Raw genomic sequence first — 26,357 nt, forward strand, 5'->3', positions numbered from 1 at the left:
AGGGGCCGCCCGGCGGGCTTACCGGGTGCCAGTGGCTGCGGGCGGCATACCCCCGTGCAGGAGTGCGCAGATCGCCAGTACGAAGCCTGTGGCGGGGGCGGCTCGTCCAGCGTGGCCGGCCTCACCGCTACCCGGCCGTCGGCCCCGTCCTCGACCACGCCCCTGGCCGGAACCGCCACCAGCAGTTGACGCGGGCCTCCCGCGGGGGTGCGGGCTCGACGTGGGATGCCGTCAGCTCAGATGACGGGCAGACGAGTCAGCAGCGACGGAGCGGTGAGGACGAGAAGGACGGCGATTGCGGTGAACGGGCCGGTGAGGGCGGCAGCCAGAAGCCGTCGGTGAGGCGGTCGGCCTGCCTGGAGCAGGGCGGTGGCCGCGCAGGCCAGCACCAGGGCGACGGGAAAGGGCTGCCGGTTCCACCACAGGGCGGGTGTGGCCAGGAAGGCCGCGTTCGCCGCAGCATGGGCGGCCGCGACGCGGAACGGGGTGTTCGCGAGACTGCCGATCGTCGCTGCCACGGCCCCGCTGGCGGCGGCCAGCGCGGTCAGCCAGGCCAGGGCCGTGAGGCTCTGGGTGATCTGGCCGGACAGGGCACCCGGGACGAGGAAGCACCCTGAGGCGGTTGCCAAGTGCGCCGCGCCGTGGCCCGCGGCGTCGATCGCGCCGCGGCCCCGGCCTGCGAGGGCGGCGAGCAGTGCCCACAGCGGGTACCAGGGTGAGGCCGGGCGGGCAAGTGGTCCCAGATGGGCCAGGAGCAGGGAACAAATGCCGAGCAGGGCAAAGTGCCACAGCTTCAGACCCTCCCCCGTCCGGGAGGAACCGGGGGCCACGCCGGAAGTGTGGGCCATGGTCAGATCATCCGGAGAAAGTCCGCACGGTCGTTGGCCTGGTCGCCGACGTACCCCATGGCCTGCCGGGGCTTCTCGGTCCACAACCGGTAGAACTTCGGGGCGACGATGTAGTCGCCGACCTCGATCGTGTAGGTGGAGTTGTTGACCCAGGAGGAGACCTGGTCGCGGAAGTTCCAGCCCCCGAGGCCTGTGACGCCGCCGCCGTCGCTCCCGCCACAACTGCTCGTGCCCACGTCGCCATAACAGCACCTCACATCTCGAAATTTGTATACGCCCTGACAAAGTCGGGCCCGGAACCGGTCGACACTGAACCCAGGCACGACGAAGACCTGAGAACTCGTCAAGGAGGTCCCAGGGACCGGGCCTTTCCACGTCGCAGCCCCCACCCGATGACCCGGAGAATCCAAAGCCAGCCCCGGAGAAGGTCGACTATGCCCACCCGGATTTCCGAGGGTGGAGTGGGTCGCCAGAGAAAACCTATCCGTCGTTCGAGTCGGAAGGGTTCGCCCTCCGGGGGCACTTCCTGCAACGTCCGATCGATCTCCCGCAGGTTCCTGCAGCCGCGGGCCGGGCCCGCGAGCCTCGGCACTGTCCTGAAGGTCACGAACGAAACCGGATCGCTGGAGCCGATTCTGGCGCGGGCGGGGGCCACGGTCTCGACTGTCCGGTGTCTCGGCGGCACTGCCGGGCCCACGCTGGGCAGATCGTGCCGGCCGTCGACGTCTCGCTGTTGGTTCGATCAGACGCCGTTTGTGCACCAGCCCGACTGTTCCGTCATGCGACGTCCAGGGACCAGCGAGACGGACGGGTCCGAGTCAACACCGGGCTGCCTGCTGCGTCATGGGCGGGACGGTCCAGCGTCCCGAGACACTGAATGGTGGCCCGTTGTCGCTTGCGCTCCGGTTGACCTTCGTGACGGGAAAGCGGGGGACAGACCCGCCGAATGTGATCGGGATCGGTGCTGAGGCAAGGTCAGAACCACTGTCGTTCACGGGCGGCCAGTGCGGCCCGGAAGCGGTTCGGTGCTTCCAGCCGGTGCATGAGTGCGGCAACGTGGCGGCGGTAGGTCCTCAGGGACATGCCGAGTTCCCGGGCGCCCGTGGCGTCCTTGTCGACCCGTGCCATGGCGTCGAGGACACGGCGCTCGGTCGCACTTGGCAGATCGTCCTCGAGCCAGTGGGAACGTGACCAGCGGCATTCGAAGAGCGTCACCAGGTTCGACACCAGGCCGGGTGCGCGGACGAGCAGGGCGCCTCGGGTGATGTCCGCCGGGTCCATCGCCACGAGGGCGGTTCGCCGGTCGAAGATCACCATCCGATCGAGTGGCTCGGTGGTGCCCCGCACCTGGGCCCCCCGCTCCGACAGTTCCGCCGCGAAGCGGCCGACTTCCGGGGTTCCGAGGGCGCTGGTGTGCACGATGGTTCGCATTCGCAGCCGGCGCGCGTACGTCAGATCGCGACGCCGGACATCGTCGAGGGCCGCGGCGAGGATCGGTCCCGGGTACGTGGTCAGCCGCTCCTCTCTGGCGAAGAAGGACAGCTCGTCCACGCAGGCGACGACCTGGGCGAGGCCCGTGAGGTACTGGAGCCGGGTGACCGGCTCGGACTGCCTGTTCAACTGGTCGTGCAGCAGGCTCTCCGTCAGGTGGTGCGACGAGGCGATCTGCCGGATCTCGCCCTGGAGGCCCTTGATCCGCATCCGCGAGAGCCGTTCGACGACGGATACCGGGTCCGCGCCACTGAACGTCCGCTGGTCGGCGCTGTTCACCAGGCCGAGGTCCCGAAGTCTGGCGAGCAGAGCCTCGGCCTCCTTCGGGTCGATCCCGCAACCTATGGCGATCTCGGCGATTCCGAGCCCTGGCGACCGCAGCGTCGCCCGGTACACCGCCTCCTCGCTCGCGCTCACACCGAGGACCGCGAGTGTGTTGTCGTGCATCGTGTCCATCCTGATTTTTTGGAAGCCGTCCGAAGGGAAACAGGTGTCCCGGACCTGAAGCCGGGACCACTGCCGAACGAGGATCGTCCAACGGGCCGAGTACGCCTTCCAGGGGCCTTCGCCCATGGTCGACAGGACCAATGTCCCAGCCCCACCTGGCGAGATCAGAAGGCCGCGGAACCGGTCGCGCGACCTCGGCCGGCCACCGATCCGAAGCCAAGGCGATCAACGGTGGCCCCGGGGTCGGAGGCGAGGCCGTCCGGGACGCCGTCGCCCTGGACGCCGTCGCCCTCGACCATGACGCACTGTCCGAACAGGGTTCTCCTTCCGCCTGTGCGGTGGGCAGCGCGGATCCGCGCCGGCCATGGTGCTCGGCCGCGCTGCGCACGGTGTGCGTGGTCATCGGCGGCGTATGTGCGGAGTCGGCGAGGCCGATGTCCGGCCCTGGCCGAAGGGCTCGGGTTCGAGGCCGATGGCCATAGAAGCGCTCTATGGCTGCATAGAACACGGCGGCTACCGCAGGCCGATGAGTCGACTGATGCTGGTGGTGTGCCTGGTTCGCATACATCTGGTCATCGGCCGGGGAGGCGAACGACGTGGGTGCGTCAGCGAGCATCGGGGCCGAGCGGAAGGAACATGACGGATGGACGGTGGACATACCCCGGGGGCCGGCGGCGGGCGAGACCTGGAAGGCGAGGTGCGGGTGCCCGAGCGGTCGCCGACGCCGGCGCCCGTCCCCCCGCCGCGAGGCGCTTCGCCGACCGTCCCCGGGGGGCCGTGCGTCATGTCCGACAGGTCCCGGCGCGGTCTCCTGCAGCACTACGCGGTCCTGTCCCGGACGGAGGGCGGGGTCGGGGCGGCGACCGTCCGAGCCGCCATCCTCCAAGCCTGGTCCCAGTTGCCACGTGGAGAGACGCCGGAGCGTCTCGCACCTGCTGCCCCGCCCGCCAGCCACACCCGCACCGGACTTGTGGAAAGCAGCTCGTCGCCCCGTCCTGGGCCTGAGGATCCCCGCGCCGAGAACCGGCGCACGTGCCCGTCCGATCCCTCGCCGAGCCCCGGCCGGGAGACCGGGACGGGGCGCGCATCCGCATCACCCACCGTCATATCCACCCTGCTGTAACGAGGTTGCCATGAGCCGTACTCCCGTCACCGTCACCGTCACCGTCACCGTCACCGGCGCCGCCGGCCAGATCGGCTACGCACTGCTCTTCCGTATCGCCGCCGGTCACCTGCTCGGCCCGGATGTGCCGGTCAACCTGCGTCTCCTCGAGATCACCCCGGCGCTGAAGGCCGCCGAAGGCACCGCCATGGAGCTCGACGACTGCGCCTTCCCGCTGCTGCGGAACATCACCGTCACGGACGACCCCAAGATCGCCTTCGACGGCGCCAACACCGCGATCCTCGTCGGCTCGCGGCCGCGGACGAAGGGCATGGAGCGCGCCGACCTACTGGAGACGAACGGCGGGATCTTCCGGCCGCAGGGCAAGGCCATCAACGACCACGCCGCCGCCGACATCAAGGTCCTCGTCGTCGGCAACCCGGCCAACACCAACGCCCTGATCGCCCAGGCCGCCGCCCCGGACATACCGGCCGAGCGCTTCACCTCCATGATGCGCCTCGACCACAACCGCGCCGTCTCGCAACTGGCCGAGAAGACCGGCGCACAGGTCTGCGACATCAAGCGCCTGACCGTCTGGGGCAACCACTCCGCCACCCAGTACCCGGACATCTTCCACGCCACGATCGCCGGGAAGAACGCCGCCGAGGTCGTGACCGACCGGCATTGGCTGGCCGAGGACTTCATCCCGACCGTCGCCAAACGCGGTACCGCGATCATCGAGGCCCGCGGCGCCTCGTCGGCCGCCTCCGCCGCCAACGCCGCCATCGACCAGGTGCACACCTGGGTCAACGGCACCCCCGAGGGCGACTGGACGTCGATGGGCGTCCTGTCGGACGGCTCCTACGGCATCCCCAGGGGCCTGTTCTGCTCCGTCCCGGTCACCGTCAAGAACAGCACCTACGAGGTCGTCCAGGGACTGGAGATCAACGAGTTCTCCCGCGCCCGCATCAACTACTCCGCTGCGGAACTCGCGGCAGAGCGTTGGCTCGTGCGCGGCCTCGGCCTCGTCTGAGACACGTCACCGCGATCCACGGGATCGGACCCGCGAGCACGCCCTTGGCACTCGCGCCTGGCCGAGCCACCCACCACGCGGCAGGAGCGCAGGAGGCCCGTGCGTGCGCCCGTCGTGCCCGGTCGCCTGCAACGGGACCCGGCCCCGCCGAGGACCGCAGCCCGCAACCCGGCCGGCATCCGACCTGCACCGACGCCCAAAACCATTGCAGAACAACGCAGTTCGAGACCGACTCCCCATCGAGGCCTGCCGCGGCGGGTGACTCCCATCGCGGCCATCGGGAGTCACCGGAGCGTCCGGCCGTGGCGTCCCACTCGGAGGCCACCACCATCACGTGCTGTCACTGGACCTGAGGTCTGCCATGAATGAACTCCGCACGCTTGCCCGCTACTCCACGCTCGGCGCAGCCGCTGTCGTCGCGGTGCTCGCCACAACCCTGGCTCTCGCCCGGTCGCTCTGGTGGTGGGTGCTCGCCGCGCCGGCACCGGGGATTAGCGTACTCGGGGCATGGGACGTCCTTCAGCGCTGGCACGCGATCCTCCGTAACTACCCCCTGCTCGGTCACGCCCGTTTCCTGCTGGTAAGGCTGACCGGAACACCACACCAACTGCTCCGACTCGAGCCGCATCGATAAATCCAAGATCAGGGGTCAAGGACCGATGAGATTGAATCCGACAGAGGGAAACCCAAACGACATTTCGTCGGTGAGGGTGCTGACGAAATGCCGGGCCGTACCGTGGGCAGGCTTTCTGTCGAGGATCGGGCTGGCCGCGGTCTGGTTCATCGCGGGGTGGGCCAAGATCCAGGACCCGGGCACGGCGGCCTACGCGGTGCGTGCATACCGTCTTCTGCCCGATTCCTTGGTAAGCCCGGTCGGATACGGGATCCCTGCGCTCGAATTGTGTCTGGCCGCCCTGTTGCTGACGGGCTTGAAGATCCGCTTTGCCGCGGTCTTGTCCGCTGTGCTCCTGGTGGGTTTCCTGATCGCGATCGTTCAGGCCTGGGCCCGCGGTATGAGCATCGACTGCGGCTGCTTCGGCGGCGGCGGCGAAGTCGATCCGGGAGACACCCGATTCGCCGTGGAGATCCTGCGCGATCTTTGCTTCCTGGCGATGAGCGCGTGGCTGATCTGGCGCCCAAGGAACCCGTTCTCCCTTGACTCGTACCTTCGCTGACCCGTAGAGCACCTTATTCCGGCTGTGGCCGCCGTGCCACCCCCGAATACCAGATTGGTTTTTCTGTGAGCAAGCCCCGCAGGACCCCCGCCGTCTCCGACCGAGCCCGGGAGCGTATACAGCGCCAGCGCGCAGCCGAGCGGGCCCGCCGAAACAGGAACAGGGCCATCACCGGCGCCCTCGCCACCGTCGTGGCCGCTGCCGTCGGCGTCACCATCGCCGTGCAGTCCGGCAAGGCGAAGGACGCCCGCCCCATCGTTCCCCCGGCCGGCGCCATCGGTGACCGGCAACTGGTCATCCCCGTGGGAGATCCCGACGCCCCGGTCACCCTCACCGTCTACGAGGACTTCCGCTGCCCGGCCTGCGCCCAGGTCGAGGGGATACTCGGTGACACCATCAACAGACTGGAGGACGAGGGAAAACTCCGCATCGACTACCACATCCTGTCCCTGGTCGACAGCATTGCCCGTGGAAAAGGTTCCAAGAACGCGGCCAACGCGGTCGCCGCCGCCCAGAACGCGGGCAAGTTCCGTGAATACCATGACGTCCTCTTCGCCAACCACCCGAAGAGCGAAACCAAGGACACGTTTGGCGACAAGAAAACCCTCCTCGCTCTCGCCGACAAGGTCAAGGACCTCAAGACGCCCTCGTTCATCGCAGCGGTGAACGAGGGCACCCACGACACCTGGGTCAAGAAGGTCCAGCACACCTTCGACCAACAGACGAAGATCCAGGGGACGCCTGCGATCTTCTTCGAGGGCAGGGACCTCCTCAAGGACACCGGGCACCCCCTGACAGCCGAGCGGCTGACTCGGATTGTCAACGATGCTGCGGCGGGCCGGTCCGGAACGCCGTAATGCCAGGCCTTGACCTCGATTCGTCAGTGGGGATCACTGACGAGGTGTGAGACCGATCCACCTGGTTTGTCCTCTCGGGCGAGAGGGCGGGCCGCCGTGTGTCGCTGCGGTTGCGTCCGGAGTCCCCATTCGACACGTGGCTACGCCGCTCGCCGGATCGACAGGGTGTCCAGCAAACGGCTCTGTCCCGTATCGGTGGTGCCGAAGGGCGAATGGCGATGGGCGTCGTTGGCGTGGTGCCCTGGTCATTCGGCCGGGGGCATCCACGTCCGGGCGAGTTCCGCGACCCAGGTGACGGCCGCGTCAGGGGTCGGCGGGGGCGCTCCGACGACGACGACCTCGGTGATGCCGGCTGCGGCGAGTTCTGGAAGGTGCTCCGGGTGGCCGTCACTCAGTGCGACGGCGATGGTGAGTTCACCGGGAGTGCGGCCGCGTCGGGCGCACTCGTCGACGAGGACGGCGACGCGTTCGGGGACGTCGGCGACGGGGAGGTTGAAGCCGTACCAGCCGTCGCCGAGTGTGGCCGCGCGGCGCAGGGCGGTGTTGCTGTTGCCGCCGACCACGACCGGGAGTTGGGCGCCGCGCAGCGGCTTTGGGTTGACCCGGATCGCGTCGAAGCGGGTGAACTCCCCGGTGAAGGAGGCGGGGTCCTTGGCCCAGAGGGTGCGCATCGCGGTGAGGTACTCGTCGGTGCGGCGTCCGCGTCCGGTGAAGGGGACGCCGAGGGCGGCGAACTCCTCGGCTGACCAGCCCGTTCCGATGCCGAGGCTGAACCGTCCGGCGGAAAGCCTGTCGAGGGTGGCGGCCTGCTTGGCGACCACCACCGGGTTGTGCTCGGGCAGCAGGAGCACGCCGGTGGCGAGCTCGATCCGGCTGGTGACTGCCGCGGCGAAGCTCAGGGCGAGCAGCGGGTCCAGCCAGTCCGCGTCCGCGGGCACGGCGATCTGGCCGTCCGCGGAGTAGGGGTAACGGGACGCGGGCGTGTCCACGAGCACCACATGCTCACCGCACCACAGCCTGGCGAAGCCATGCGCCTCCGCTGCGGTGGCGACGGCCGCGATCACTTCAGGGCGGGCACCGTTACCGATGCCGAGCGCGTGCAGTCCTACCCGCATTCCCTACCTCCTGGGGCCACCCTAAGCACCAGGCGCGGACGCACGGTGGCATGGCGCGCCGCGGGCGTAGGGACAAGGCGTGCCGCGTAGGTGAGCAAGGCCACCGCACCCGGCCAACCCCCTGGTTTTCCGGTCAGGTGCACGGTTCTATGGGCGCAGGGTTACGGACGTGCTGGTGGATGGACGGCGGGTCGTCGTCTCGCTGAGGCTGCGGCGCCTGGCGTGCCCGGTGCTCGGCCGCCGGCAGCACGCGCCCCACGAGCAGGTACCCGGCGTGGCCGAGCACTACCAGCGCTCGCACCAGCCGCCTGGCCAGCCAACTCGTCATGGTGGTGAGGGAGTTGGCGGAGTCGATGGGCGTCCGCCTCTCGCGCGTGCTGGCCTGCGCGATCTCTCGCTCGACCGCCCTGCGTATGTACGCCGGGGTCAAGGTCGGGCGGCCGTCCTCCAGGCGGCAGCACGGCGAAGGGCGCTGGGAACAGCGCGGCCCGGGCCCCTCGCCGGGAGTGATCGTCAGGTCGCCGACTTGCTCGGGCCGGCCGAAGCGGGAGAGCGGACAGGGTTCACCGGTCATGACGAACCTGATCCCCCTGCCCGGCGGCCGGCACCACCGCGGCATCCACTGGGAGCCGGGCCGGGGGAGCGGAGTACCGGGTGGGGGCGGAGCGGGAGCCTGGTCCTCGTTCTGGTGAGTGATGCCCGGCGACGGGTGTGCTTCGTAGTCTCGGGGGCGTGACCGGGCGGCTCACCCGTGGGACGGGCCGCTGTCACCCTCGCCGCGTGGGGCGGTAAGGAGCACGAGTGGGCCCGGTGGGTCCGGTAGGAGGCAGCAATGGTGGACAACGCAGGGGCGGGCCTGTCCCGGCGGCGGGTGCTGACGGCTGGGGCGCTGGCCGGTGCGACGGTCCTGGGTACCGGCCTGACGGGGGGAAGGGCGTCGGCCGCGACCGCTCCGGCGATCTTCTACTCGCCGCACCAGGATGATGAGGCGCTGGGTCTGGCCGGGTCGATCCTGGAGCACAAGGCGGCCGGCCGGCCGGTGTACCTGGTGCTGGTGACACGGGGTGAGAACGACTCGCTGGCGTCGCTGATGAACACCGATCCCTGCCCGCTGACCACACGCGACGACCGGCATCCGTGCGCGGCCCACGGCCACCACGGGCTGAACTGGCCGACTGGCGAAGCCAGTGACAGCGTGATCGTGCCAGCTCGGACCGCCGAGTTCATGGCCTCGGCGGCCACCCTCGGAGTCGACAAGGTGATCAACCTCAAGGTCCCCGACTCCGTGTGGGGGAACGAGCCCGACGCCTTCGCCAAGTTCACCAGCACGGTCAAGTCGAAGATCGCGTCCATCGCGGTGCAGTACCCGGGTGCCTCGCACAAGTTCACCGCGGGCTGGCTGGAGGTCACCAAGACCCACAAGGCGATCACCGACGCGGCCGTGCAGCTGGCGCGCGCGGGCAAGCTGACCGACGTGCGCTTCAACTTCGTCTACGCCTACGACCATCCGCTCTCCTCCCGCGCCGACGGCGCCGCCTACGTGCTGAACATCCCCGCGGACCATATGGGAACCAAGCGCGACGCCATCTACTGCTACAACAGGTGGAGCCCGTCCAAGAACCTCTACGCGCTCGGCTACCACAGCGTCCCGGAGAAGATGGAGAGCGCGCACAACGACCCGCACGAGTACGTCTTCGCCCTCCCCAACTCCTCCTACAAGTACGGAGAGATCGACAGGCCGCGTACGGACTGGTCCTGACGGACGCGACGCAGCGATGGCCCCGAGCGCCCCGACACAGGGATCGGGGCGCTCGGGGCGTGTCGGCCGGGGCGGTCAGGTGGTGTGGCGGGCAACTCGGCGGCGTGCCCTTGCCCTTCGTACGGTTGCCACGGTGCAACCGACGACGCAGGCGCTCAGGAGCCCGAAGAGGGCGCCTCCCAGGATGTTCCCGTCGGGCATGGGCACGGCGACGGAGAAGAGCCACCAGACCAGTGCCACGGCCAGGGCGACCCGGTCGTTCCTCAGCAATAGGAGGAAGGACCGGTCGGGATACCTGCGTACGGCCACGGCCTCCGAGAAGCACAGGGCCGAGATGATGATGATCGACAGGAACACGGACACCGGCGCATCCTCTCCACTGCTCGGGGCTCAGGTTTTCGGAACTCGATTGCGACCGACGGTCACGGCCACTCCGCCATCGACGGGGCGGATGAGGTCGTAGCCGCCGGTTTCATTGGCGACGACCTCGGTGCCTGCCGGAAGGCTGAGCTCGTAGCGCTGCTCGGCGGGGGCCTTGATGTCCTTCAGGGTGGCGATGGCGCGGCGCCGTCGTCGGTGAGCTGGACGGCTCCGCTGATCACGCGTGTGGTCCACTTCATTGTTCAAATTCCTTCGGTGGTCGAGGAAAGTTCTCGTACGGATAATGGCCAACTGGCGGTGGGGGAAGTTCACGTCGAGCCTGTCGGCCGCCCGGCGTTGTGCTCGTCCCAAATGCGCCGATACTCTATATGTGTACGATGTGGCTCCGGCGAATAAGAAGAGACGCCGCGTCGGTCGATGTCCCGGGGTCTGTCCGTTCCTTCCGCGAGCTCCCGTGAATAGCCTATTCACTGACGAACCAACAATGCCACTGTTTTCATTGACACTTGCTGCAATTCCCGCGGCAGGATCCTGCCGCGGACGCGTTTCACGTAACGGCGGGCGCCAGGCGGAGTCAGTGTCGTTGCTCAATGGCGCCCCCGACGGCGCCCGGTCGCGCCGCAGCCGCTGCGCCGCCGTCCGGCTCGGCGATGTCCTGGCCGGCTTCGAAGCCCTACTCGCCGCTCCTGATGCCACACCCCGGGCCCTGGTCGGTTCTGTTCAGGAGTTCCGGTTCTGGCCGCATGGCCGAGTTCATTCGGCAACTCAAGACTCTGACGCCGGATACAGATTCAGCGGTTCGCGACGAGGCCCAACGGCGGCTCTCACTCCTACAACAGGACAACTGACGTGCGGTGGTCCATCACCACTGACGCAAACCGCCGTTGGCTCACCTTCGGTGCCACGCGGTCCAGGTTCCCTGGCATAGGCCAGGGGGCGTTCAAATGTGCGCAACTGAGGAGCTGACTGGTCGGTCGACTGGTTGCTGACCTTGTCGATCGTCCACCGCCCGGACCCCTCGCGGAAACCGATCTCACCGGCGTCCAGGACCATGTCGCCACCGGCGGACGAGCCACGTGCTCACCGCGGCGCGGGGCCCCGGCCCCGGCCTGATCGACAACGAAGGTGAAGGCCTCGGACAACTCCTCCGCTGTCCGAACCGAGGCCCACTCGTCGAAGTCGGCCGGCGAACGTATGACCTGACGGTCTCTGCCCGGTCGGACGAGAGCCTCAGGTCGGCCGGTCCGACATCGCGACCGCTCCACCCGCGCATGGTCATGCTCGCCAACCTGGACTCGCACCGAGGCGAGGACCTGGGGAGCTACGGGCTATGGCGCTGTTGTGATCCTGGTGGTGGAGGTCCTCGGCCGGTTGTCCCAGGGAGGCGGGGCGGTGCGGGCCCAGCTGTGGCGCCTGTGCGCACACCCTGGGGCTGGCCCGTCCCCGGCCCCCAAGCGGGCGGCGGACCGGTTCTACCACGGTGGTTCGGAGATCAGCCGTGATGAACACGTTCCCCGGTTCCACCACGGCGGTGTGTTCTCCGGGTGTTCGGAGATCTGTCGCTGACGTCGTCGTCGACCGCGACGCGGCCCAGTCTGAGCTAGGTTCTCCCCATGGCAGACATAGACCCGCTGGTACCTGTCCTTGCCGGGATGGTCGTCGACAGCGTCTGGTTCCTCGACAACTGCGGCGACGACGAAGTGGATCCCGACTCCGCGGTGAGGATGTTGGAGAGCGCGGCCTCGGTGCTGAAGGGCCTGCCGTCCGAACAGCTCGACAGGTTCCTGGTGGTGCTCAGGAGTCTGGCCGAAGTGGAGCCCGAGCCCTGCCGGCGGGAGTTCTTGGAGGCGTTCCCGTTCACCTGCGGCTTGGTGGAGGAAGAGTCCTGCGCAGTCGAGACCTCTCCTGGCACGCTGGTGGCAGGAAAGGTTTCCAGGATCGAGAGCCGATCGATTCGCTCGTTGCCGCGGACTCTCCCTCATGGAGCGGCAGGGCCGCTGCAGGGCGTCGGCTGGCGGCAGTACCTCAGATCGAGGACGTCGCCGAAGTCCTCCACCGCCTTTTGCTCGACGCTCAAGCCACCACAGTGACCTCCGAGACAGCCGTGGCCCTGTTGGCACGTGAGGACCTACCGGGTCTACGCGCCGTGCTCGCCGCCCGAGCCGACGCGACCGACCAGGGAACCGCTGACCAGCTCAGCGCGGAACTTGACTGTGACCCGCGCTGGATGACCGGCAACGGCCTGGCCGAACTCATCCGGCAACTCAAGACGCTGACGTCGGACGCAGATTCAGGGGTTCGCGACGAGGCCCAACGGCGACTCTCACTCCTACGACAGGACAGCTGACCTGCGGTGGTTCAGCTCCACTGGCGCAGAGCGCCGTCGGTCCACCTTCGGTGACGCGCGGTCCAGGTTCCCTGGTGCAGGTCAGGGGGCGTTCAAATGTACGCAGCTGAGGAGCGAAGGTCGTACGTCGACACTGGGCCTGATGACGGCGCCGACGCCACCTCACCGTGTGCGCACTCACTGGCTTTCCCGACTCCGCGCTCCGGTCCGGACCGGAGCCGGTGTGGATCGTGTCCGTGTCGATGGCGTGGTGGAGCACGGCGTCGGCGGGTTCGGTGGTGCCGATTTCTGTGAGGCCCGTCGTCCCCGTCGTCCCCGCCGGGACCGGAAATTCTTCGGTGCGCTCCCCTGCGGGTAACCCGGTTCAGGCCTCCTGGACAGGAGAATTTCCTGTCCCGCATGTCGGAGCTCCCGGCGTGCCTGTGGGCTGCTGCTGCGCCCTGCCGGGCTGTTGGTGTTCAGTCAGCGGGCCGGTCGTGGCGGGACACGCCCCTCCACGGCCGGCCCGCTGACGGCCTGAACCGGGCGGTCAGGGTTGCCTGCGGGTTTCCGAGGGCGCGCCGGCCCGGCGGGCTGTTCGCAGGCGCTGGTGGCGACGGCGGTCCCGCCACCATTCCAGCCGGTCGTGTGAGGCCTGGGGGAGAACGGCGTTGAGTACGGCCCAGGCCCCGGCTGGCACGGCAAGGAGCAGGATCGCCCACCAAGGGGTGTGGTTGTGGAGCAGGAGGACCGGTGAGATGACACCGGCGGTCCTGGCCAGGGGCAGGGTTCGGTTGCGTTTGTCCACCTGAAGCCTCTCTCCTCAACGCCGGCGGGGGCTGCTCGTCCCGCGTGTGACAGCGTTCCTTCACCGAGTCGGGGCGGTGCCGTGTTGGCCAGTTGCGTGCCCTGTGTGGAGAGGTCTCTTCCGTCGGGGTGGAGAGGGGCGGAAGGGGTCGTCGGTTGCTCAAACTCTACGACGAAGGGGTTGTCGATACTGAGGGACTACTCGGTGAGGTCGCTGGCGAGGAACTCGCCAGCCCGCCGCCAGTCGTCCCGGCGGTGCCCGCCGCTCTGGGGTGGCTGTGTCCCGGGGCGCAGCATCGGCTGGGTTGACCACCTGTTAGCGTGCGCGGATGGAAGATCTGGGAGCTGTGGTCTGGCCGCCTGAGCCGGTCAGGACCGGGAGGCTCGTGCTCCGTGAGTCCGAGGTCCGGGACCGTGCGGCGTTCATCGAGCTGCTCGCCTCGTCGGAGGTGTATGCCTACCTCGGCGGTCCCCGGCCGCGTGACGAGCTCGAGCGCGAGATGCCCGGGGCGCCCGAGCGGTGGCCCGGGAGTTTCGTCGTCGAGCTCGACGGGTCGATGATCGGCCAGATCCTGCTGAGGAGGGCGACGGGGCACCGCCGTCCGGCCGCCGCGGGGAAGGTCGATCTCGGCTACCTGTTCCTGCCGCGGGCGTGGGGATTCGGGTACGCCGCCGAGGCGTGCGCGGCGGCACTCGGCTGGCTCGCCGGTGCGCTTCCCGGTGAGCCGGTGGTGCTCACCACCCAGAGCGCCAACGTGGGCTCGATGCGTCTGGCGGCGAAGCTCGGGTTCACCGAGGTGGAGCGGTTCGAGGCCTGGGGCGCCGAGCAGTGGCTCGGCATGCGCTCCCCGGTCACGCCGTCCAACTGAGTCTGCGACGCAACCGCCGGGTACCCCCTCCCACCTGCGCGCGGGAGGCACCTGTCGTTCTCTCGTGGCGAAGAGGGGCGCTTCTCGCGCGTCCAGGCGGGCGTGGGCCCGGCGCGCGCGTGTCGGTAGTGGTCGTCGCGATGGATGCGCCGTCCGCGAACTGGCGCGGAGCAGCACGGGCCCCTGTCCCGGTACTCCAGCGGGCTCGGCATCCGAGCGCAATCCCGGTCCTTTGGAGGGACCGTCAAGTACCCTGCCAGGCAGCGTTCTCGACCGGCTGTTCTGTCGGTGGCGGCGGCTAAGGTCCGTATGCCTGTCCGCCGTCCGAAAGAGATGCCCCGATGGTCCGTGTCACACCGCCGCGCCGAGTGGATATCGCCGCGGCCTTCCCGGAACTGGTGCCGTTGGCGCGGCAGACGGCGCGCCTGCATCCGCGGTTGGGCGAGCCGACCGTCCACGACAGTTCGGTCGGGGGCCCGTTGCTGTGGCCGGTCAGTGAGCCGTGGCCGGTGTGCGAGGGCCCGCATCCGGAGGAGGACGAGGGCGATCTGCCGGTGTCGATGGCCGATATCCGGCGGCGCCGGGAGCTCTATGCGACCCATCCCGACGACCGGGAGAAGGCGGCCCTGGACGCGACGTCCGCGGGGCATCCGTGGACCCGGAAGCCGAACGCCCTGCTGCCGGTGGCCCAGCTCTATGCGCGCGACATCCCCTCGCTGCCGTGCCCCGAGGGCGCGGACCTGCTGCAGGTGCTGTGGTGCCCGCTGAACCACGATCCGTCGTGGATGCCTGCGGCCAGGGTGGTGTGGCGTTCTTCCCCACAGGTCGACGCGCTGCTGACCGATCCGCCGCTGCCGGCTGACGTGGAGAATTACGGCAACTACGTGCCCGAGCCGTGCGTGCTGCACCCGGAGGTGGTGACGGAGTACCCGGCGCCGCTGGAGCTGGAGGCCGACCTCGCGGACCGGATCGAGGACTGGTGCGAGCGGGAGTTCACCGGCACCGATCCGAGGTACCGGTACGCCGAGGAGTTCCGGGCCTACTACCAGTACGAGCTGTCGGTCGCCCCTGGGTGGAAGGTCGGCGGCTGGGGGCCGTGGAGCTTCCGCGATCCGTCGGTGATTCGGTGCACCGCTTGCGAATCCGCCATGGTGCCGCTGCTGACGATCAGTTCCGGCGTTCTGGACGGCAGCGGCTGGGACCCGGTCGAGGACCGCGACGCGGACGGCGACATCGGCGTCCAGATCGGGCGGAGCTACAATATGCAGCTCTATTACTGCCCGCTCTCCTTCGAGCATCCGTGCGGGGAAGTCATGCAGTAACGGCCTTGGGTGAAGTCGGGGTCGGGGCGTGGCTGTTGGCGGTTCGACCGGTGGGTGAGCAGCGAACGGCGTCGCGGGCGAGGACGAGTTCGGTGCTCGTCCGGCAGCGGCGACGGCGGGCCGGGCGTCGTGCGGAGCGGTCGGGGACCAGGCGTCACAACTCATCCAGCGCGTGCGGCCCTTCCACCGGCACGGTCTCACCAGCACCGGGACCGTTCTTCCCAGGGCCGCTAATCCGCCTCGCGGTCCCAGGGCGGCAGTTCGCTGGTCGCAGGCTGTCCGAGGTGGTCGCGCAGTTCGTGTCTGCCCAGGTCCGTGAGGGCGAGGGCACGGGTGGTTCCGATCCGGGTCAGCCACCCGGCGGCCAGGGCGTGCCCGCAGATGGCGGCGCCGACGGCCCCGCCCAGGTGCGGGCGTCGTTCGGTCCAGTCCAGGCAGGCGCGTACCAGTGGTCTGCGGGAGGCGTCGGGCAGTGCGATGCCCAGGTCGTGGAGCCAGGCCGCCCCTTCGGCGGTGAGTGACGGATCGGCTCCCCACTCCAACAGGCCGCGGGCGGCCATCGAGTCGGTGACGGCCAGGCCCAGTTCTCCGGCCAGGTGGTCGTAGCAGAGCCGCGCGCGGGCCAGGGCCCGCTGCCGCCCTGAGCCTGACAGCGAACGCGGCCTGGGGGTGTGGCGCGGCGCGAGTGCGGCGAGGCTCTCGATCAGGGCCATCACGCGCGGGTCGGCCATCCGCAGGTACCGGTGGCGTCCGTGGCGTTCCTCGACGAGGAGTCCGCCACGCACGAGCACGTTCAGGTGCTCGGTCGCGGACGAGGCCGCGACACCGGCATGGCGGGCCAGTTCCGTGGCCGTCCAGGCCCGGCCGTCCAGCAGGGCCAGGCAGAAGTCCGCTCTGGTGCCGTCGGCCAGCACTCTGGCCACGGCGGCCAGGTCGACGCCCACGTCCCGGCCTTCGCGCTGATGGTCCATGTCCCCGATTGTCGCCGATCTCGCTTCGGGCTCGACCGAAGCGTCCACGCCCTAACGTCCCGTACCGGCCGAGGCCACCGCGCCCCGCGCCCTGCGCCCGCACACCGTCCGCCAACCGCCCTGGGAGCCTCATGCCCGCCACCGACAGCACACCATCGAACCTTCGGCCCGGCATCGGCCTCACGGTCACCGACGCCCCGAAGCCCACCGACGTATCGCTCATCTCCGACGCCCTGGACCGGTTCAACACCGACTCGACAGCCGTCGACGACCGCCGCCCGCTGGCCGTCCTGGTACGTGACGGCGTGACCTCCCAGGTGATCGGTGGCCTGACCGGTCGCACCTCACTCGGGCTGTTCTTCCTCGACCTGTTCTTCCTGCCGGCCGAGTTGCGCCATGGCGGCCTGGGCAGTGAGATCCTGCGCCGGGCCGAAAGCGAGGCCCGCGCACGCGGCTGCCGCACGGCGGTGCTGTACACGATCAGCTTCCAGGCTCCCGGCTTCTACGCGAAGCACGGCTGGCGACGCCTGGGCGAGGTCCCGTGCGACCCGCCGGGCACCAGCAGGGTCTTCATGACCAAGGATCTCGACCCGCCGACAGCCCCCTGAATCCGCAGCGCCGCAGCGCCGCAGCGCCGCGGTGCCGCGGCCCGCCCGGCCCGCCCGGCCCGCCCGGCGCGGCCGGTTCTGACCGGGCCTCAGGGCCGCAGGTGTGCAGGCCGGTTACGGGGAAGCTTCCGAAACGGGAACCGTTTCCAAAAACCCCGCCATCGATCGGTCAAGGTCTGTCGGAACGCGGCCGTAGCGACCGCCCGCTGCGCCAGGGTGGGCGCCATGAGACTCCTGAAACCCCGTCCTGCCCCGCGCGCGGGCCGGACGCCGTTCCGCGCGCTGCCGCTGATCGCGCTGGTCGTGGCCGGCGCGGTGATATCCCTCGGCACGGTCGTCCCGGCCGCGGCCGCGACCGCCCGGGTCGACCTGAACGTCCTCGTCGTCACCGACGGCAACCCGTGGGTCGAGGGCATCCACAAGCAACTGGTCTCCGAGGGCGTGCCGACCACCGTGGTCGACCTCACCAGCAGCAACCGTGCCACTCTCACGGCGTCCTTCCTCGCCGACGCCCTGGCCGACGGCACACCGCACGGCCACTTCGAGGCCGTCGTCCTGCCCAACGACGCGCCGAGCCAGCTCTCCACCGCCGAACTCTCCGCCCTCACCGGCTACGAGCAGGCGTACCACGTGCGACAGGTCGACTCCTACGTGTGGCCGGGCGCCAACACCGGTCTGAACCCGCCCGCGTGGACCGGTTCGCTCGACGCGACCACCGCCACCGCGTCCTCCTCCGCCCGGACCGACGCCTTCCGCTACCTCAACGGCCCGGTGCCGTTCGAGGGCACCGCGGGCGGCAGCGGCTCGTACGGCGCGCTGGCCACGCCGGTGCCCGACAACCCGGCCACCGGCTCGCACTTCGAACCGTTCCTCACCGAGACGGTGCCCGGCACCTCGACGCAGGGCGTGCTCGTGGGCGTCTACACCAGCGGCGGCCGCCAGCAGTTGGTCCTCACCTTCGCGTACAACTACAACCAGCAGCAGTTCCGGCTGCTCGCGCACGGGATCGTCGACTGGGTGACGCGGGGCGTCCACCTGGGCTACTGGCGCAACTACTTCTCGGCACACATCGACGACCTGTTCAACGCCAACTCCCGGTGGAGCCAGAGCGGCAAGTGCACCCCGGGCGAAGGCGACTGCGCCGCCGGCGTGCCGGACACCACGCCCATCCGGATGGCCGCCTCCGACGTCACCGACACGGTGAACTGGCAGCAGCAGAACGGCTACACCCTGGACTTCCTGTTCAACGCCGGCCCGGGTGTCGAGTACCAGGAGGAGCAGGGCGGCGACGACCCGCTGAGCGACGCGCTGCTGGCGAACAAGAACAGCTTCCGGTGGGTCAACCACACCTACGACCACCCGTTCCTGGGCTGCGTGCAGGACTTCTCGGTGATCCCCTGGCGGTGCGAGACCGACGCCTCGGGTGCCATCGAGTACGTCGACCAGCCCACCATCAGCTCCCAGATCACCCAGAACATCCAGTTCGCCCAGGCCAACGGCCTCCCGTTCCGGCCGAACGAGCTGGTCGCGGGCGAGCACTCCGGCACCGTGATGCTGCCGCAGCAGCCCGCCGACAACCCGAACTTCCTGGCCGCGCTGAGCGCCAACAACATCCAGTGGCTCGGCGTCGACGCCTCCCGCGAGAGCGGGCAGCGTCAGATCGCCTCCGCGCTCGGCACCCCGCGCCACCCGGTCAACGTGTTCTACAACGTCTCCACCCAGGCCGACGAGGTGAGCGAGTACAACTGGCTCTACACCTCCAAGGCGAACGGCGGCAGCGGCAACTGCGAGGCCAACCCGGCCACCACGACCTGCATCGCACCGCTGGACCCGAACACCGCCTGGTCGAACTACGTCCTGCCGCTGCAGGTCAGGATCACCCTCGGGTACGTGCTCTCCAACGACCCGCGGCCCTTCTTCATGCACCAGTCCAACCTGACCGACGACAAGCTGGCCCTGCAGACCCTCACCGGCATCCTGTCCACCTACCGCACCTGGTTCACCGCGGACACCCCGGTGGTCAACCAGACCCTCACCGACTCCGGCACGGTCCTCCAGCAGCAGGCCGCCTGGCAGCAGGCCCAGAACACGGGCTCGGCCACCGGCTACATCCAGGGCGGCGTGGTCACCCTCCAGGGCACCTCCGGCACCGCCGTGCCGGTCACCGTGCCCGCCGGCACCACCGTCACCGGCGGCGCCACCTTCGGCGCCGCGTACGGTGGCGAGCAGTCCGCGAACACCACGCTCGGCGCGACGGCGACCGCACTGACGCTGCCCACGAACGTGTTCGGTACGGTGGCCGACTCGACCCCCACCGGCCAGGGCGCGGAGCTCGCCTCCTACGCCAAGGGCTCCCCGCACGACGTGCGCCGCAACGGCGACGCCATCGTCATCACCGACCCGACCGGCACCCACGTCCTGCCCAAGCTCGCCGGCGCGCCGGAGGAGCAGCTGCACATCGGCGACCACCACCACAACCCGTACAACGCCGTCCCGAAGGCACCGGCCAAGAAGTAGCCCGCACCCCGTAGCCCGATTCCGTAACGCGGCGGGCCGCACGAGCGCTCCCCGGCCCGTGCGGCCCGCCGCCCGCCGTCGGCCCGGCTACGCGGTGCCGACGGTGAGCCGGGTGATGGTCCCGACCACCTCGGTGTCGGTCGCGTCGAGCAGCGAGGCCCGGACGGCCGCCGTGTCGCCCGCGGCGTACCGGCTCTGGTTCAAAGTCGTGACCGGGACGGTCACTTGGACATTCGCGCCCGTGCAGTTCGGGGTGAACCGGGCGTAGCCAAGGGCGCCGGACGTACGGTCATCGGCGGTCACGGTCGCGGACGCGACGAAGCCGCCGGCGTCGCAGGAGTACGCGATGGTGACGTTCACCGTCGCCGAGGTGCCACCGGAAACGGTCGCGCCGTCGACCCGCACCCCGGTCCCGGCGTACGCCGGGGCCGCTGCGAGGACTGCTCCCGCGAGCAGTGCGGGTACGCCGAGCAGAGTCACGATCCTGCCGTTCATGATGCCCCTCCCCATGTCGATCACTGGTGCCACACCGTCGACGACGGTATGGGCCGGACGGCGGTCGATCCCGGATTCCTTCCCCGGGGTGATACGCCGGGGCCTGCACCGCCGGCAACGTCACCGCCGTGACCTGCAAAACCGACCTGACCATACATCATCAATACTAACTGGCAAGGAACTTGGCTCAGATCCCGGAGGCGCTCCACCTGGCCTCTGCGGCGGCTCTGGCCCCGTCCTCCGCGCGCGCGGCCTGGAGGTCTTGCCGCGGTACCGGGCCTCGTTGACGAAGACGAAGCGCGCCCGGCGCCCGCCAGGTAGCCCGGCGGCCTCGCAATCCGGCCTGGCTCCAGCCCCACCCCGTCTCGTCGCCCTGCGACGGCGAGGACCGCAGGCCACCGCCGCCCCGATGTACCTGGTCTGTCCACAGGTGACAGGGAGTTCAGGTGCCGTGATGGGCGATGTGTCCGGGCAGGGGGCCGTAGGCGGTGCAGTAGCCGCAGTCGCAGCTGGTGAGGGAGTTGACCTGGCAGTGAGCGGTGGGCCAGGCCCAGGAGGTGCAGGGCCCGGGGTCGACGGCGGCGCTGGAGATCGAGCCGATGCGCGAGAGTGGCGGCGGCCAGGCCCCGGCGGCCCCGGGCGGGGACACCGTGCGGCGTGAAAACAACAGGCTGGCGCCTGGCGTGGCGCCCTGGTCATTCGGCCGGGGGCATCCACGTCCGGGCGAGTTCCGCGACCCAGGTGACGGCCGCGTCAGGGGTCGGCGGGGGCGCTCCGACGACGACGACCTCGGTGATGCCGGCTGCGGCGAGTTCTGGAAGATGCTCCGGGTGGCCGTCACTCAGTGCGACGGCGATGGTGAGTTCACCGGGAGCGCGGCCGCGTCGGGCGCACTCGTCGACGAGGACGGCGACGCGTTCGGGGACGTCGGCGACGGGGATGTTGAAGCCGTACCAGCCGTCGCCGAGTGTGGCCGCGCGGCGCAGGGCGGTGTTGCTGTTGCCGCCGACCACGACCGGGAGTTGGGCGCCGCGCAGCGGCTTTGGGTTGACCCGGATCGCGTCGAAGCGGGTGAACTCCCCGGTGAAGGAGGCGGGGTCCTTGGCCCAAAGGGTGCGCATCGCGGTGAGGTACTCGTCGGTGCGGCGTCCGCGTCCGGTGAAGGGGACGCCGAGGGCGGCGAACTCCTCGGCTGACCAGCCCGTTCCGATGCCGAGGCTGAACCGTCCGGCGGAAAGCCTGTCGAGGGTGGCGGCCTGCTTGGCGACCACCACCGGGTTGTGCTCGGGCAGCAGGAGCACGCCGGTGGCGAGCTCGATCCGGCTGGTGACTGCCGCGGCGAAGCTCAGGGCGAGCAGCGGGTCCAGCCAGTCCGCGTCCGCGGGCACGGCGATCTGGCCGTCCGCGGAGTAGGGGTAACGGGATGCGGGCGTGTCCACGAGCACCACATGCTCACCGCACCACAGCCTGGCGAAGCCATGCGCCTCCGCTGCGGTGGCGACGGCCGCGATCACTTCAGGGCGGGCACCGTTACCGATGCCGAGCGCGTGCAGTCCTACCCGCATTCCCTACCTCCCGGGGCCACCCTAAGCACCAGGCGCGGACGCACGGTGGCATGGCGCGCCGCGGGCGTAGGGACAAGGCGTGCCGCGTAGGTGAGCAAGGCCACCGCACCTCCCGGGCTGCGCTGCCGGCCTCGGGCGGGGATGCCGGACGGCGTGAAAACATGTGGGGTTGGTGCCCGGCCGGTGAGCCTGCGGCAATAGCCGAATCGCCCGGCTACGGTTCGATTCCTCTGAGCCAGGCGGCCACATTGAGGGACTGCTGGAGGGCTGGTCCAAAGAACGTAGGGTTGGCCTCCGCCAAGGCACGGCGGATCGTGACGGCTTCCCGGATGACGGCCAGGCCCTCCTCCCGCCGGCCCATCCCGCCCAGCGGGATGGAGAGGTTGTTGAGGGCTGTGGCTAGGTCAGGCAGGTAGGCGTTCGGATTGGCCTTGGCCAGGGTGCGGTAGTAGCCGGTGGCTTCCTGGATGGCGGCCAGACACTCTGCCCACCGGCCCACCTCACCCAGTCGCATGGAGAGGTTGTTGAGGGACATGGCGAGGTCGGGCAGGTATGCCTCCGTGTTGGCCTCGGCTAGGGCGTGGTAGTGGCCGGTGGCTTCCTGGATGGCGGTCAGGCCCTCCTCCCGCCGGCCCACCTCGCCCAGCCGGTTGGAGAGGTTGTTGAGGGACATGGCCAGATCGGGAAGGTAGGCGTTCGGGTTGGCCTCGGCCAGGGCACGGCGGATCGTGACGGCTTCCTGGATGGCGGACAGGCCCTCCTCTCGCCGGCCCATGTCGCCCAGCCGGTTGGAGAGGTTGTTGAGGGCTGTGGCGAGGTCGGGCAGGTGGGCGTTCGGGTTGGCCTTGGCCAGGGTGCGGTGGTGGCCGGTGGCTTCCTGGATGGCGGCCAGAGCCTCTGCCCGCTGGCCCATGTCGCCCAGCCGGTTGGAGAGGTTGTTGAGGGCTGTGGCGAGGTCGGGCAGGTAGGCGTTCGGGTTGGCCTTGGCCAGGGTGCGGTAGTGGCCGATGGCTTCCTGGATGACGGTCAGGCCCTCCTCCCACTGGCCCATGTCGCCCAGCCGGTTGGAGAGGTTGTTGAGGGCTGTGGCGAGGTCGGGCAGGTGGGCGTTCGGGTTGGCCTCGGTCAAGGCACGGCGGATCGTGACGGCTTCCCGGATGACGGCCAGGCCCTCCTCCCGCCGGCCCACCTCGCCCAGCGAGATGGAGAGGTTGTTGAGGGCCCTGGCGAGGTCGGGCAGGTATGCCTCCGGGTTGGCCTCGGCCAGGGCGTGGTAGTGGCCGGTGGCTTCCTGGATGGCGGCCAGAGCCTCTGCCCGCCGGCCCATGTCGCCCAGCCGCATGGAGAGGTTGTTGAGGGCTGTGGCGAGGTCGGGCACGTAGGCGTCCGGGTTGGCCTCGGCCAAGGCACGACGGATCGTGACGGCCTCCTGACTGGCTGCCAGAGCCTCTGCCTGCCGGCCCACCTCGCCCAGCCGGTTGGAGAGGTTGTTGAGGGCTGTGGCGAGGTCGGGCAGGTGGGCGTTCGGGTTGGCCTCGGCCAGGGCGTGGTAGTGGCCGGTGGCTTCCTGGATGGCGGTCAGGCCCTCCTCCCACTGGCCCACCTCGCCCAGCCGGTTGGAGAGGTTGTTGAGGGCCCTGGCGAGGTCGGGCAGGTGGGCGTTCGGGTTGGCCTCGGCCAGGGTGCGGTAGTGGTCGGTGGCTTCCTGGATGGCGGCCAGAGCCTCTGCCCGCCGGCCCATGTCGCCCAGCCGGTTGGAGAGGTTGTTGAGGGCCCTGGCGAGGTCGGGCAGGTGGGCGTCCGGGTTGGCTTCGGCCAGGGCGTGGTAGTGGTCGGTGGCTTCCTGGATGACGGTCAGGCCCTCCTCCCGCCGGCCCATGTCGCCCAACCGGATGGAGAGGTTGTTGAGGGACATGGCGAGGTCGGGCAGGTAGCCGTCCGGGTTGGCCTCCGCCAAGGCACGGTAGCGGCCGGTGATGGTGAGAACGAGGCGGGTTGCGGTGGTGGCGAGGCGACGGCTGGCGTGGGGGAACCGGTCGTAGATCGTGGTGAGGGTGTCGAGGGGGGTGTCGGGGCGGGTGGTGACGGCATCAAGGGCATCGATGAGCGGCTGTGGGTGGTCCGTGCGGGTGGCGGTGGCGACGATGTGCTGCGCGAGCTGGTCGTGGCGGCGGACGCACAGGTCGGTGAGCTGCGTGTCGAGTCGGAGGGCGGGATGGGCGGCGGCGCGGGAGTAGACGGTGAGGAGTTGTCCGGTCTGGGTGTCGTCGGCGCCGTCGAGGAGGTGGTCGGCCAGGCGGGGGTCGGTTTCGAGGGTGCGGCCGGTGTGGCGTTCGGCGAGGCGGTCGGGTTGCAGCGCGCCCCAGGGCGGGCTGCTGGTCGAGCTGCCGCCGGTGGTGGGTGGATAGAGGGCGGCGAGCCAGGCGGTGACTTGGTCACGGCGGTCGCGGGACTGGTCGGCGAGCACGGGCAGGCGCCGCCACAGAAGGTCGGCGTGTTCGCGGTCGGCGGCGCCGGCGAGGTGGGCGGCGGCGAGCGCGGTCTCCAGGGTGCTCCTGCTGAGGGCGGGGGTGAGGCCGCGGGCGGTGGCGCTGCTGCGCCAGTAGCGGGCTTCGTGGCCGAGCAGCCGGTCCTCGACGTCCTGCACGTCCTCGTCCCCGGTGCGGTCTGCGGGTTCGGTCCGTGCGGTGTCGAGGAGGTCGGCGAGGGCGGTCATGTGGAGGGTGAGCGCGTTGCCGTAGGTGTCGTCCCGGGCCAACTGCAGTGGCGGCACCAAGGCTGCGGCGGCCGCAGTCCAGTCATGTCCGGCCATGTCCGGAACGGTCGGCAGTGCGGTGGCGAGGGCGTGGGCGGCGTCGCGGTAGTGGCCGGTCCGCCGGTCCGGGTCGTCCTCCAGGGGCGTGAGGCGGCGCGTGCGGGCGGTGGCGAGGAGTTCCTCGGCCTGCCGGCTTTCCACCTGGGCCTGCTGCCACCAGTCCCCTGCGGTGCGGGCCAGGAGCAGGAGCTTGAACGGGCTGGTGCCGGGGTGTTCCGCGGCGGCTTCGACGAGGGCGCCGAGCTGTTCGGGGCGGGTCTCGGCGTAGTCGAGGACGACCAGCAGGGGCCTGGTCGCCCGCCGCAGTTCCAGCAACTGGTCCCTGCGGGCGCCGGCCCGCGGCCACAGCACCGTCCAGCCCTGGACTGTGAGTTGCCGGTTGAGGTGGTGGGCGAGGCGGGTTTTGCCTTGGCCGCCGGGGCCGTGCAGCAGCCATGACCCGAACCCGTCCTGTCGGCACCAGGCCTGCAGTTGGGCGAGCAGGTCGTCGCGGCCGTGGAAGGGGACGGTCTGTCGTCCGGCCTCCAGAAGGGCGGCCGGTGTCACCGGGGGGCGTCGGGCCGGGAACTGGGCGGGGTCGGTGATGTCCTGGAACTCGACCGCCTCCAGCCCGGTGGCCACGCCGCCGCCATGGGTGGTGAGGGCGGTGCGGAAGGCGGGGTCGTGGTGGAGGACGTAGGCGGGGACGACGTTGAGCCGGCCGTGGTCCGAGTTCGCCCGGTCGGCGGTGACGACACCGGTCAGGTAGCGGTCGCAGAACACCGCCGCCCCCGACAGACCGCCCCACGGCGACGTCCCGTCACCCGGCCAGCCGGCGCCGGAGGTACGGAGGTCCATGACGTACTGGTTGCCGACGAAGCCGCTGCCCGGGTTTATCTCCCCGTGCAGTTGCACGGCCTCGATGGCGCGGCCGGGGCGCTGGGCCTCGTCGGGGACGCCCCACGTCTCGCACGCGGTACCGGGGCGGGTCGTGTCCGGCCGCCCCCACCGGACGGGAACGGTGGGGGGCTGCCACTGCGGGGAGTCGTCCACGAGCACGAGCGCCGCGTCGTCACGCCCACCCGGAGTGCCGGCCCACACCACGGTCCCGGCAGCGGTGCCGCTGCCGGCCGGGTGGAAGACCGTCACCCCGGTGCCCAACGGCCCGGTGACGTGTGCGGCCGTCAGGACCAGCCGGCCGCCGACCGCGTACCCCGACCCGTGGCCGTTCGGTCCGTTCACCCCGGCAAGCCGTACCCGCTCCACCCACGCCCCCTACAAGCAGCCCCGCCCGCCGCCCATGGCTGCGACCGGACGACGGGGCGCCGGCCAAGATCCCGGTTCTCAGTCGTTGATGCGCCCGGTGGTGTCGCCGGGCCCGGCCGGGCGCTCCTGCGCGGAGCTGACCAGGAGGTCGCCTCCGTTCGGGCGCTTGGGGGTGAGGGTGAAGGAGACCCGGTGGGTACGGCCGCGGGAAAGCCCGGCCTCGGTCTCCGCCCCTACCGCGAACAGCTTGAAGCCGGCCTTCGCCTTGGCGTCCGCGCGCAGCTCGACCTCGAACTCCATCTCCACCGGTCCCACCGCGAACACCACTCCGGGATCGTCCCCGGCCCGGGCCGCCGCCTTCAGCAGCTCGTCGCGTACCGCAGCCACCGCGTCCGCCAGAGGAACATCCACCAGACCCACCCCACAGTCCTGACATACCGTCACCCGACACCGTAGAACCCGCACCCCCGTCCCCGCAGCCGAAAGCCGCCTTCTGTCGCGGCCGCCCCGGACCAACAGGACGGGGGCGGGCCGCTCCGGCTACGCGCAGGTGTCGAGCATGTCGGCCAGGGTCTGCTGCTCGGCCTGGGGGACGTTGAGGTGGTGGAG

21 protein-coding genes are annotated in these 26,357 nt (G+C 70.1%); 9 read left to right on the forward strand and 12 right to left on the reverse strand.

Annotated elements, in window-relative coordinates; translation table 11 throughout:
* Window positions 1-236: 236 nt before the first annotated feature.
* The 3 genes from ACFVTF_RS05365 to ACFVTF_RS05375 form a co-directional block, all read right to left on the reverse strand.
* Window positions 237-848, reverse strand: coding sequence for a hypothetical protein (locus ACFVTF_RS05365; protein WP_387809274.1), 612 nt, complete (start codon window positions 846-848; stop codon window positions 237-239).
* Between the two features lie 2 nt (window positions 849-850).
* The gene (locus ACFVTF_RS05370) at window positions 851-1,084 is read right to left on the reverse strand and encodes a hypothetical protein (protein ID WP_387809277.1); all 234 of its coding nucleotides are present in this window, start codon (window positions 1,082-1,084) and stop codon (window positions 851-853) included.
* Window positions 1,085-1,823: 739 nt separating this feature from the next.
* Window positions 1,824-2,795: a helix-turn-helix transcriptional regulator gene (locus ACFVTF_RS05375; RefSeq protein ID WP_387809280.1), complete on the reverse strand. Its 972-nt coding sequence runs from the start codon at window positions 2,793-2,795 to the stop codon at window positions 1,824-1,826.
* Window positions 2,796-3,919: 1,124 nt separating this feature from the next.
* Here ACFVTF_RS05375 and ACFVTF_RS05380 point away from each other — a divergent pair.
* From ACFVTF_RS05380 to ACFVTF_RS05390, 3 genes are all read left to right on the forward strand, one after another.
* Window positions 3,920-4,921: a malate dehydrogenase gene (locus tag ACFVTF_RS05380; RefSeq protein ID WP_387809282.1), complete on the forward strand. Its 1,002-nt coding sequence runs from the start codon at window positions 3,920-3,922 to the stop codon at window positions 4,919-4,921.
* Between the two features lie 704 nt (window positions 4,922-5,625).
* Window positions 5,626-6,096, forward strand: coding sequence for a MauE/DoxX family redox-associated membrane protein (locus tag ACFVTF_RS05385; protein ID WP_387809285.1), 471 nt, complete (start codon window positions 5,626-5,628; stop codon window positions 6,094-6,096).
* 65 nt (window positions 6,097-6,161) lie between these two features.
* Entirely contained in the window at window positions 6,162-6,953 is a 792-nt protein-coding gene (locus tag ACFVTF_RS05390; RefSeq protein ID WP_387809288.1) for a DsbA family protein, read from the forward strand.
* 245 nt (window positions 6,954-7,198) lie between these two features.
* On the opposite strand, the gene ACFVTF_RS05395 is transcribed toward ACFVTF_RS05390, so the two are convergent.
* Complete coding sequence (locus tag ACFVTF_RS05395; RefSeq protein WP_387809291.1) at window positions 7,199-8,068, reverse strand: LLM class F420-dependent oxidoreductase; 870 nt, start codon at window positions 8,066-8,068, stop codon at window positions 7,199-7,201.
* Between the two features lie 832 nt (window positions 8,069-8,900).
* Here ACFVTF_RS05395 and ACFVTF_RS05400 point away from each other — a divergent pair.
* Window positions 8,901-9,827: a PIG-L deacetylase family protein gene (locus ACFVTF_RS05400; RefSeq protein ID WP_387809294.1), complete on the forward strand. Its 927-nt coding sequence runs from the start codon at window positions 8,901-8,903 to the stop codon at window positions 9,825-9,827.
* Between the two features lie 75 nt (window positions 9,828-9,902).
* Here ACFVTF_RS05400 and ACFVTF_RS05405 read toward each other — a convergent pair whose 3' ends face one another.
* Window positions 9,903-10,190 carry a hypothetical protein gene (locus ACFVTF_RS05405; RefSeq protein WP_387809297.1) on the reverse strand — a complete coding sequence of 96 codons (288 nt, stop codon included), beginning with the start codon at window positions 10,188-10,190 and terminating at the stop codon, window positions 9,903-9,905.
* 27 nt (window positions 10,191-10,217) lie between these two features.
* Window positions 10,218-10,520 (reverse strand): hypothetical protein, encoded by a 303-nt coding sequence (locus ACFVTF_RS05410; protein WP_387809300.1) that lies wholly within the window; start codon window positions 10,518-10,520, stop codon window positions 10,218-10,220.
* A gap of 1,301 nt (window positions 10,521-11,821) precedes the next feature.
* Here ACFVTF_RS05410 and ACFVTF_RS05415 point away from each other — a divergent pair.
* The 3 genes from ACFVTF_RS05415 (at window position 11,822) to ACFVTF_RS05425 (ending at window position 15,532) form a co-directional block, all read left to right on the forward strand.
* Window positions 11,822-12,298 carry a hypothetical protein gene (locus tag ACFVTF_RS05415; RefSeq protein ID WP_387809303.1) on the forward strand — a complete coding sequence of 159 codons (477 nt, stop codon included), beginning with the start codon at window positions 11,822-11,824 and terminating at the stop codon, window positions 12,296-12,298.
* 1,372 nt (window positions 12,299-13,670) lie between these two features.
* Complete coding sequence (locus ACFVTF_RS05420; RefSeq protein WP_387809306.1) at window positions 13,671-14,210, forward strand: GNAT family N-acetyltransferase; 540 nt, start codon at window positions 13,671-13,673, stop codon at window positions 14,208-14,210.
* A gap of 341 nt (window positions 14,211-14,551) precedes the next feature.
* Window positions 14,552-15,532, forward strand: coding sequence for a hypothetical protein (locus ACFVTF_RS05425; RefSeq protein WP_387809309.1), 981 nt, complete (start codon window positions 14,552-14,554; stop codon window positions 15,530-15,532).
* 230 nt (window positions 15,533-15,762) lie between these two features.
* On the opposite strand, the gene ACFVTF_RS05430 is transcribed toward ACFVTF_RS05425, so the two are convergent.
* Window positions 15,763-16,503: an ArsR/SmtB family transcription factor gene (locus ACFVTF_RS05430; RefSeq protein ID WP_387809311.1), complete on the reverse strand. Its 741-nt coding sequence runs from the start codon at window positions 16,501-16,503 to the stop codon at window positions 15,763-15,765.
* Between the two features lie 131 nt (window positions 16,504-16,634).
* Here ACFVTF_RS05430 and ACFVTF_RS05435 point away from each other — a divergent pair, with 131 nt between their 5' ends.
* Window positions 16,635-17,111: a GNAT family N-acetyltransferase gene (locus ACFVTF_RS05435; RefSeq protein WP_387809314.1), complete on the forward strand. Its 477-nt coding sequence runs from the start codon at window positions 16,635-16,637 to the stop codon at window positions 17,109-17,111.
* Window positions 17,112-17,336: 225 nt separating this feature from the next.
* Window positions 17,337-19,628 carry a hypothetical protein gene (locus tag ACFVTF_RS05440; RefSeq protein WP_387809317.1) on the forward strand — a complete coding sequence of 764 codons (2,292 nt, stop codon included), beginning with the start codon at window positions 17,337-17,339 and terminating at the stop codon, window positions 19,626-19,628.
* 87 nt (window positions 19,629-19,715) lie between these two features.
* Here the strand turns inward: ACFVTF_RS05440 and ACFVTF_RS05445 are convergent, their stop codons facing one another.
* The 5 genes from ACFVTF_RS05445 to ACFVTF_RS05465 form a co-directional block, all read right to left on the reverse strand.
* Entirely contained in the window at window positions 19,716-20,123 is a 408-nt protein-coding gene (locus ACFVTF_RS05445) for a hypothetical protein (RefSeq protein ID WP_387809319.1), read from the reverse strand.
* Between the two features lie 442 nt (window positions 20,124-20,565).
* Window positions 20,566-20,772, reverse strand: a complete 207-nt coding sequence (locus ACFVTF_RS05450) for a hypothetical protein (RefSeq protein ID WP_387809321.1) — start codon at window positions 20,770-20,772, stop codon at window positions 20,566-20,568.
* 46 nt (window positions 20,773-20,818) lie between these two features.
* Window positions 20,819-21,688, reverse strand: coding sequence for an LLM class F420-dependent oxidoreductase (locus tag ACFVTF_RS05455; protein WP_387809324.1), 870 nt, complete (start codon window positions 21,686-21,688; stop codon window positions 20,819-20,821).
* A gap of 214 nt (window positions 21,689-21,902) precedes the next feature.
* Entirely contained in the window at window positions 21,903-25,724 is a 3,822-nt protein-coding gene (locus ACFVTF_RS05460; RefSeq protein ID WP_387809327.1) for a tetratricopeptide repeat protein, read from the reverse strand.
* A 102-nt stretch (window positions 25,725-25,826) separates the two neighbouring features.
* Window positions 25,827-26,159 carry a trypco2 family protein gene (locus tag ACFVTF_RS05465; RefSeq protein ID WP_331743037.1) on the reverse strand — a complete coding sequence of 111 codons (333 nt, stop codon included), beginning with the start codon at window positions 26,157-26,159 and terminating at the stop codon, window positions 25,827-25,829.
* Between the last annotated feature and the right edge of the window lie 198 nt (window positions 26,160-26,357).

The sequence above is a fragment of the Kitasatospora sp. NPDC057940 genome, from assembly GCF_042887425.1.
Classification (GTDB): domain Bacteria; phylum Actinomycetota; class Actinomycetes; order Streptomycetales; family Streptomycetaceae; genus Kitasatospora.

Bases quoted from the DNA above. Each gene is read 5' to 3' on its own strand.
- ACFVTF_RS05435 (WP_387809314.1), top strand. From the start codon at position 16,635: ATGCCCGCCACCGACAGCACACCATCGAACCTTCGGCCCGGCATCGGC.
- ACFVTF_RS05420 (WP_387809306.1), top strand. From the start codon at position 13,671: ATGGAAGATCTGGGAGCTGTGGTCTGGCCGCCTGAGCCGGTCAGGACC.
- ACFVTF_RS05455 (WP_387809324.1), bottom strand. From the start codon at position 21,688: ATGCGGGTAGGACTGCACGCGCTCGGCATCGGTAACGGTGCCCGCCCT.
- ACFVTF_RS05395 (WP_387809291.1), bottom strand. From the start codon at position 8,068: ATGCGGGTAGGACTGCACGCGCTCGGCATCGGTAACGGTGCCCGCCCT.
- ACFVTF_RS05365 (WP_387809274.1), bottom strand. From the start codon at position 848: ATGGCCCACACTTCCGGCGTGGCCCCCGGTTCCTCCCGGACGGGGGAG.
- ACFVTF_RS05380 (WP_387809282.1), top strand. From the start codon at position 3,920: ATGAGCCGTACTCCCGTCACCGTCACCGTCACCGTCACCGTCACCGGC.
- ACFVTF_RS05400 (WP_387809294.1), top strand. From the start codon at position 8,901: ATGGTGGACAACGCAGGGGCGGGCCTGTCCCGGCGGCGGGTGCTGACG.
- ACFVTF_RS05445 (WP_387809319.1), bottom strand. From the start codon at position 20,123: ATGAACGGCAGGATCGTGACTCTGCTCGGCGTACCCGCACTGCTCGCG.
- ACFVTF_RS05375 (WP_387809280.1), bottom strand. From the start codon at position 2,795: ATGGACACGATGCACGACAACACACTCGCGGTCCTCGGTGTGAGCGCG.
- ACFVTF_RS05415 (WP_387809303.1), top strand. From the start codon at position 11,822: ATGGCAGACATAGACCCGCTGGTACCTGTCCTTGCCGGGATGGTCGTC.
- ACFVTF_RS05430 (WP_387809311.1), bottom strand. From the start codon at position 16,503: ATGGACCATCAGCGCGAAGGCCGGGACGTGGGCGTCGACCTGGCCGCC.
- ACFVTF_RS05440 (WP_387809317.1), top strand. From the start codon at position 17,337: ATGAGACTCCTGAAACCCCGTCCTGCCCCGCGCGCGGGCCGGACGCCG.
- ACFVTF_RS05425 (WP_387809309.1), top strand. From the start codon at position 14,552: ATGGTCCGTGTCACACCGCCGCGCCGAGTGGATATCGCCGCGGCCTTC.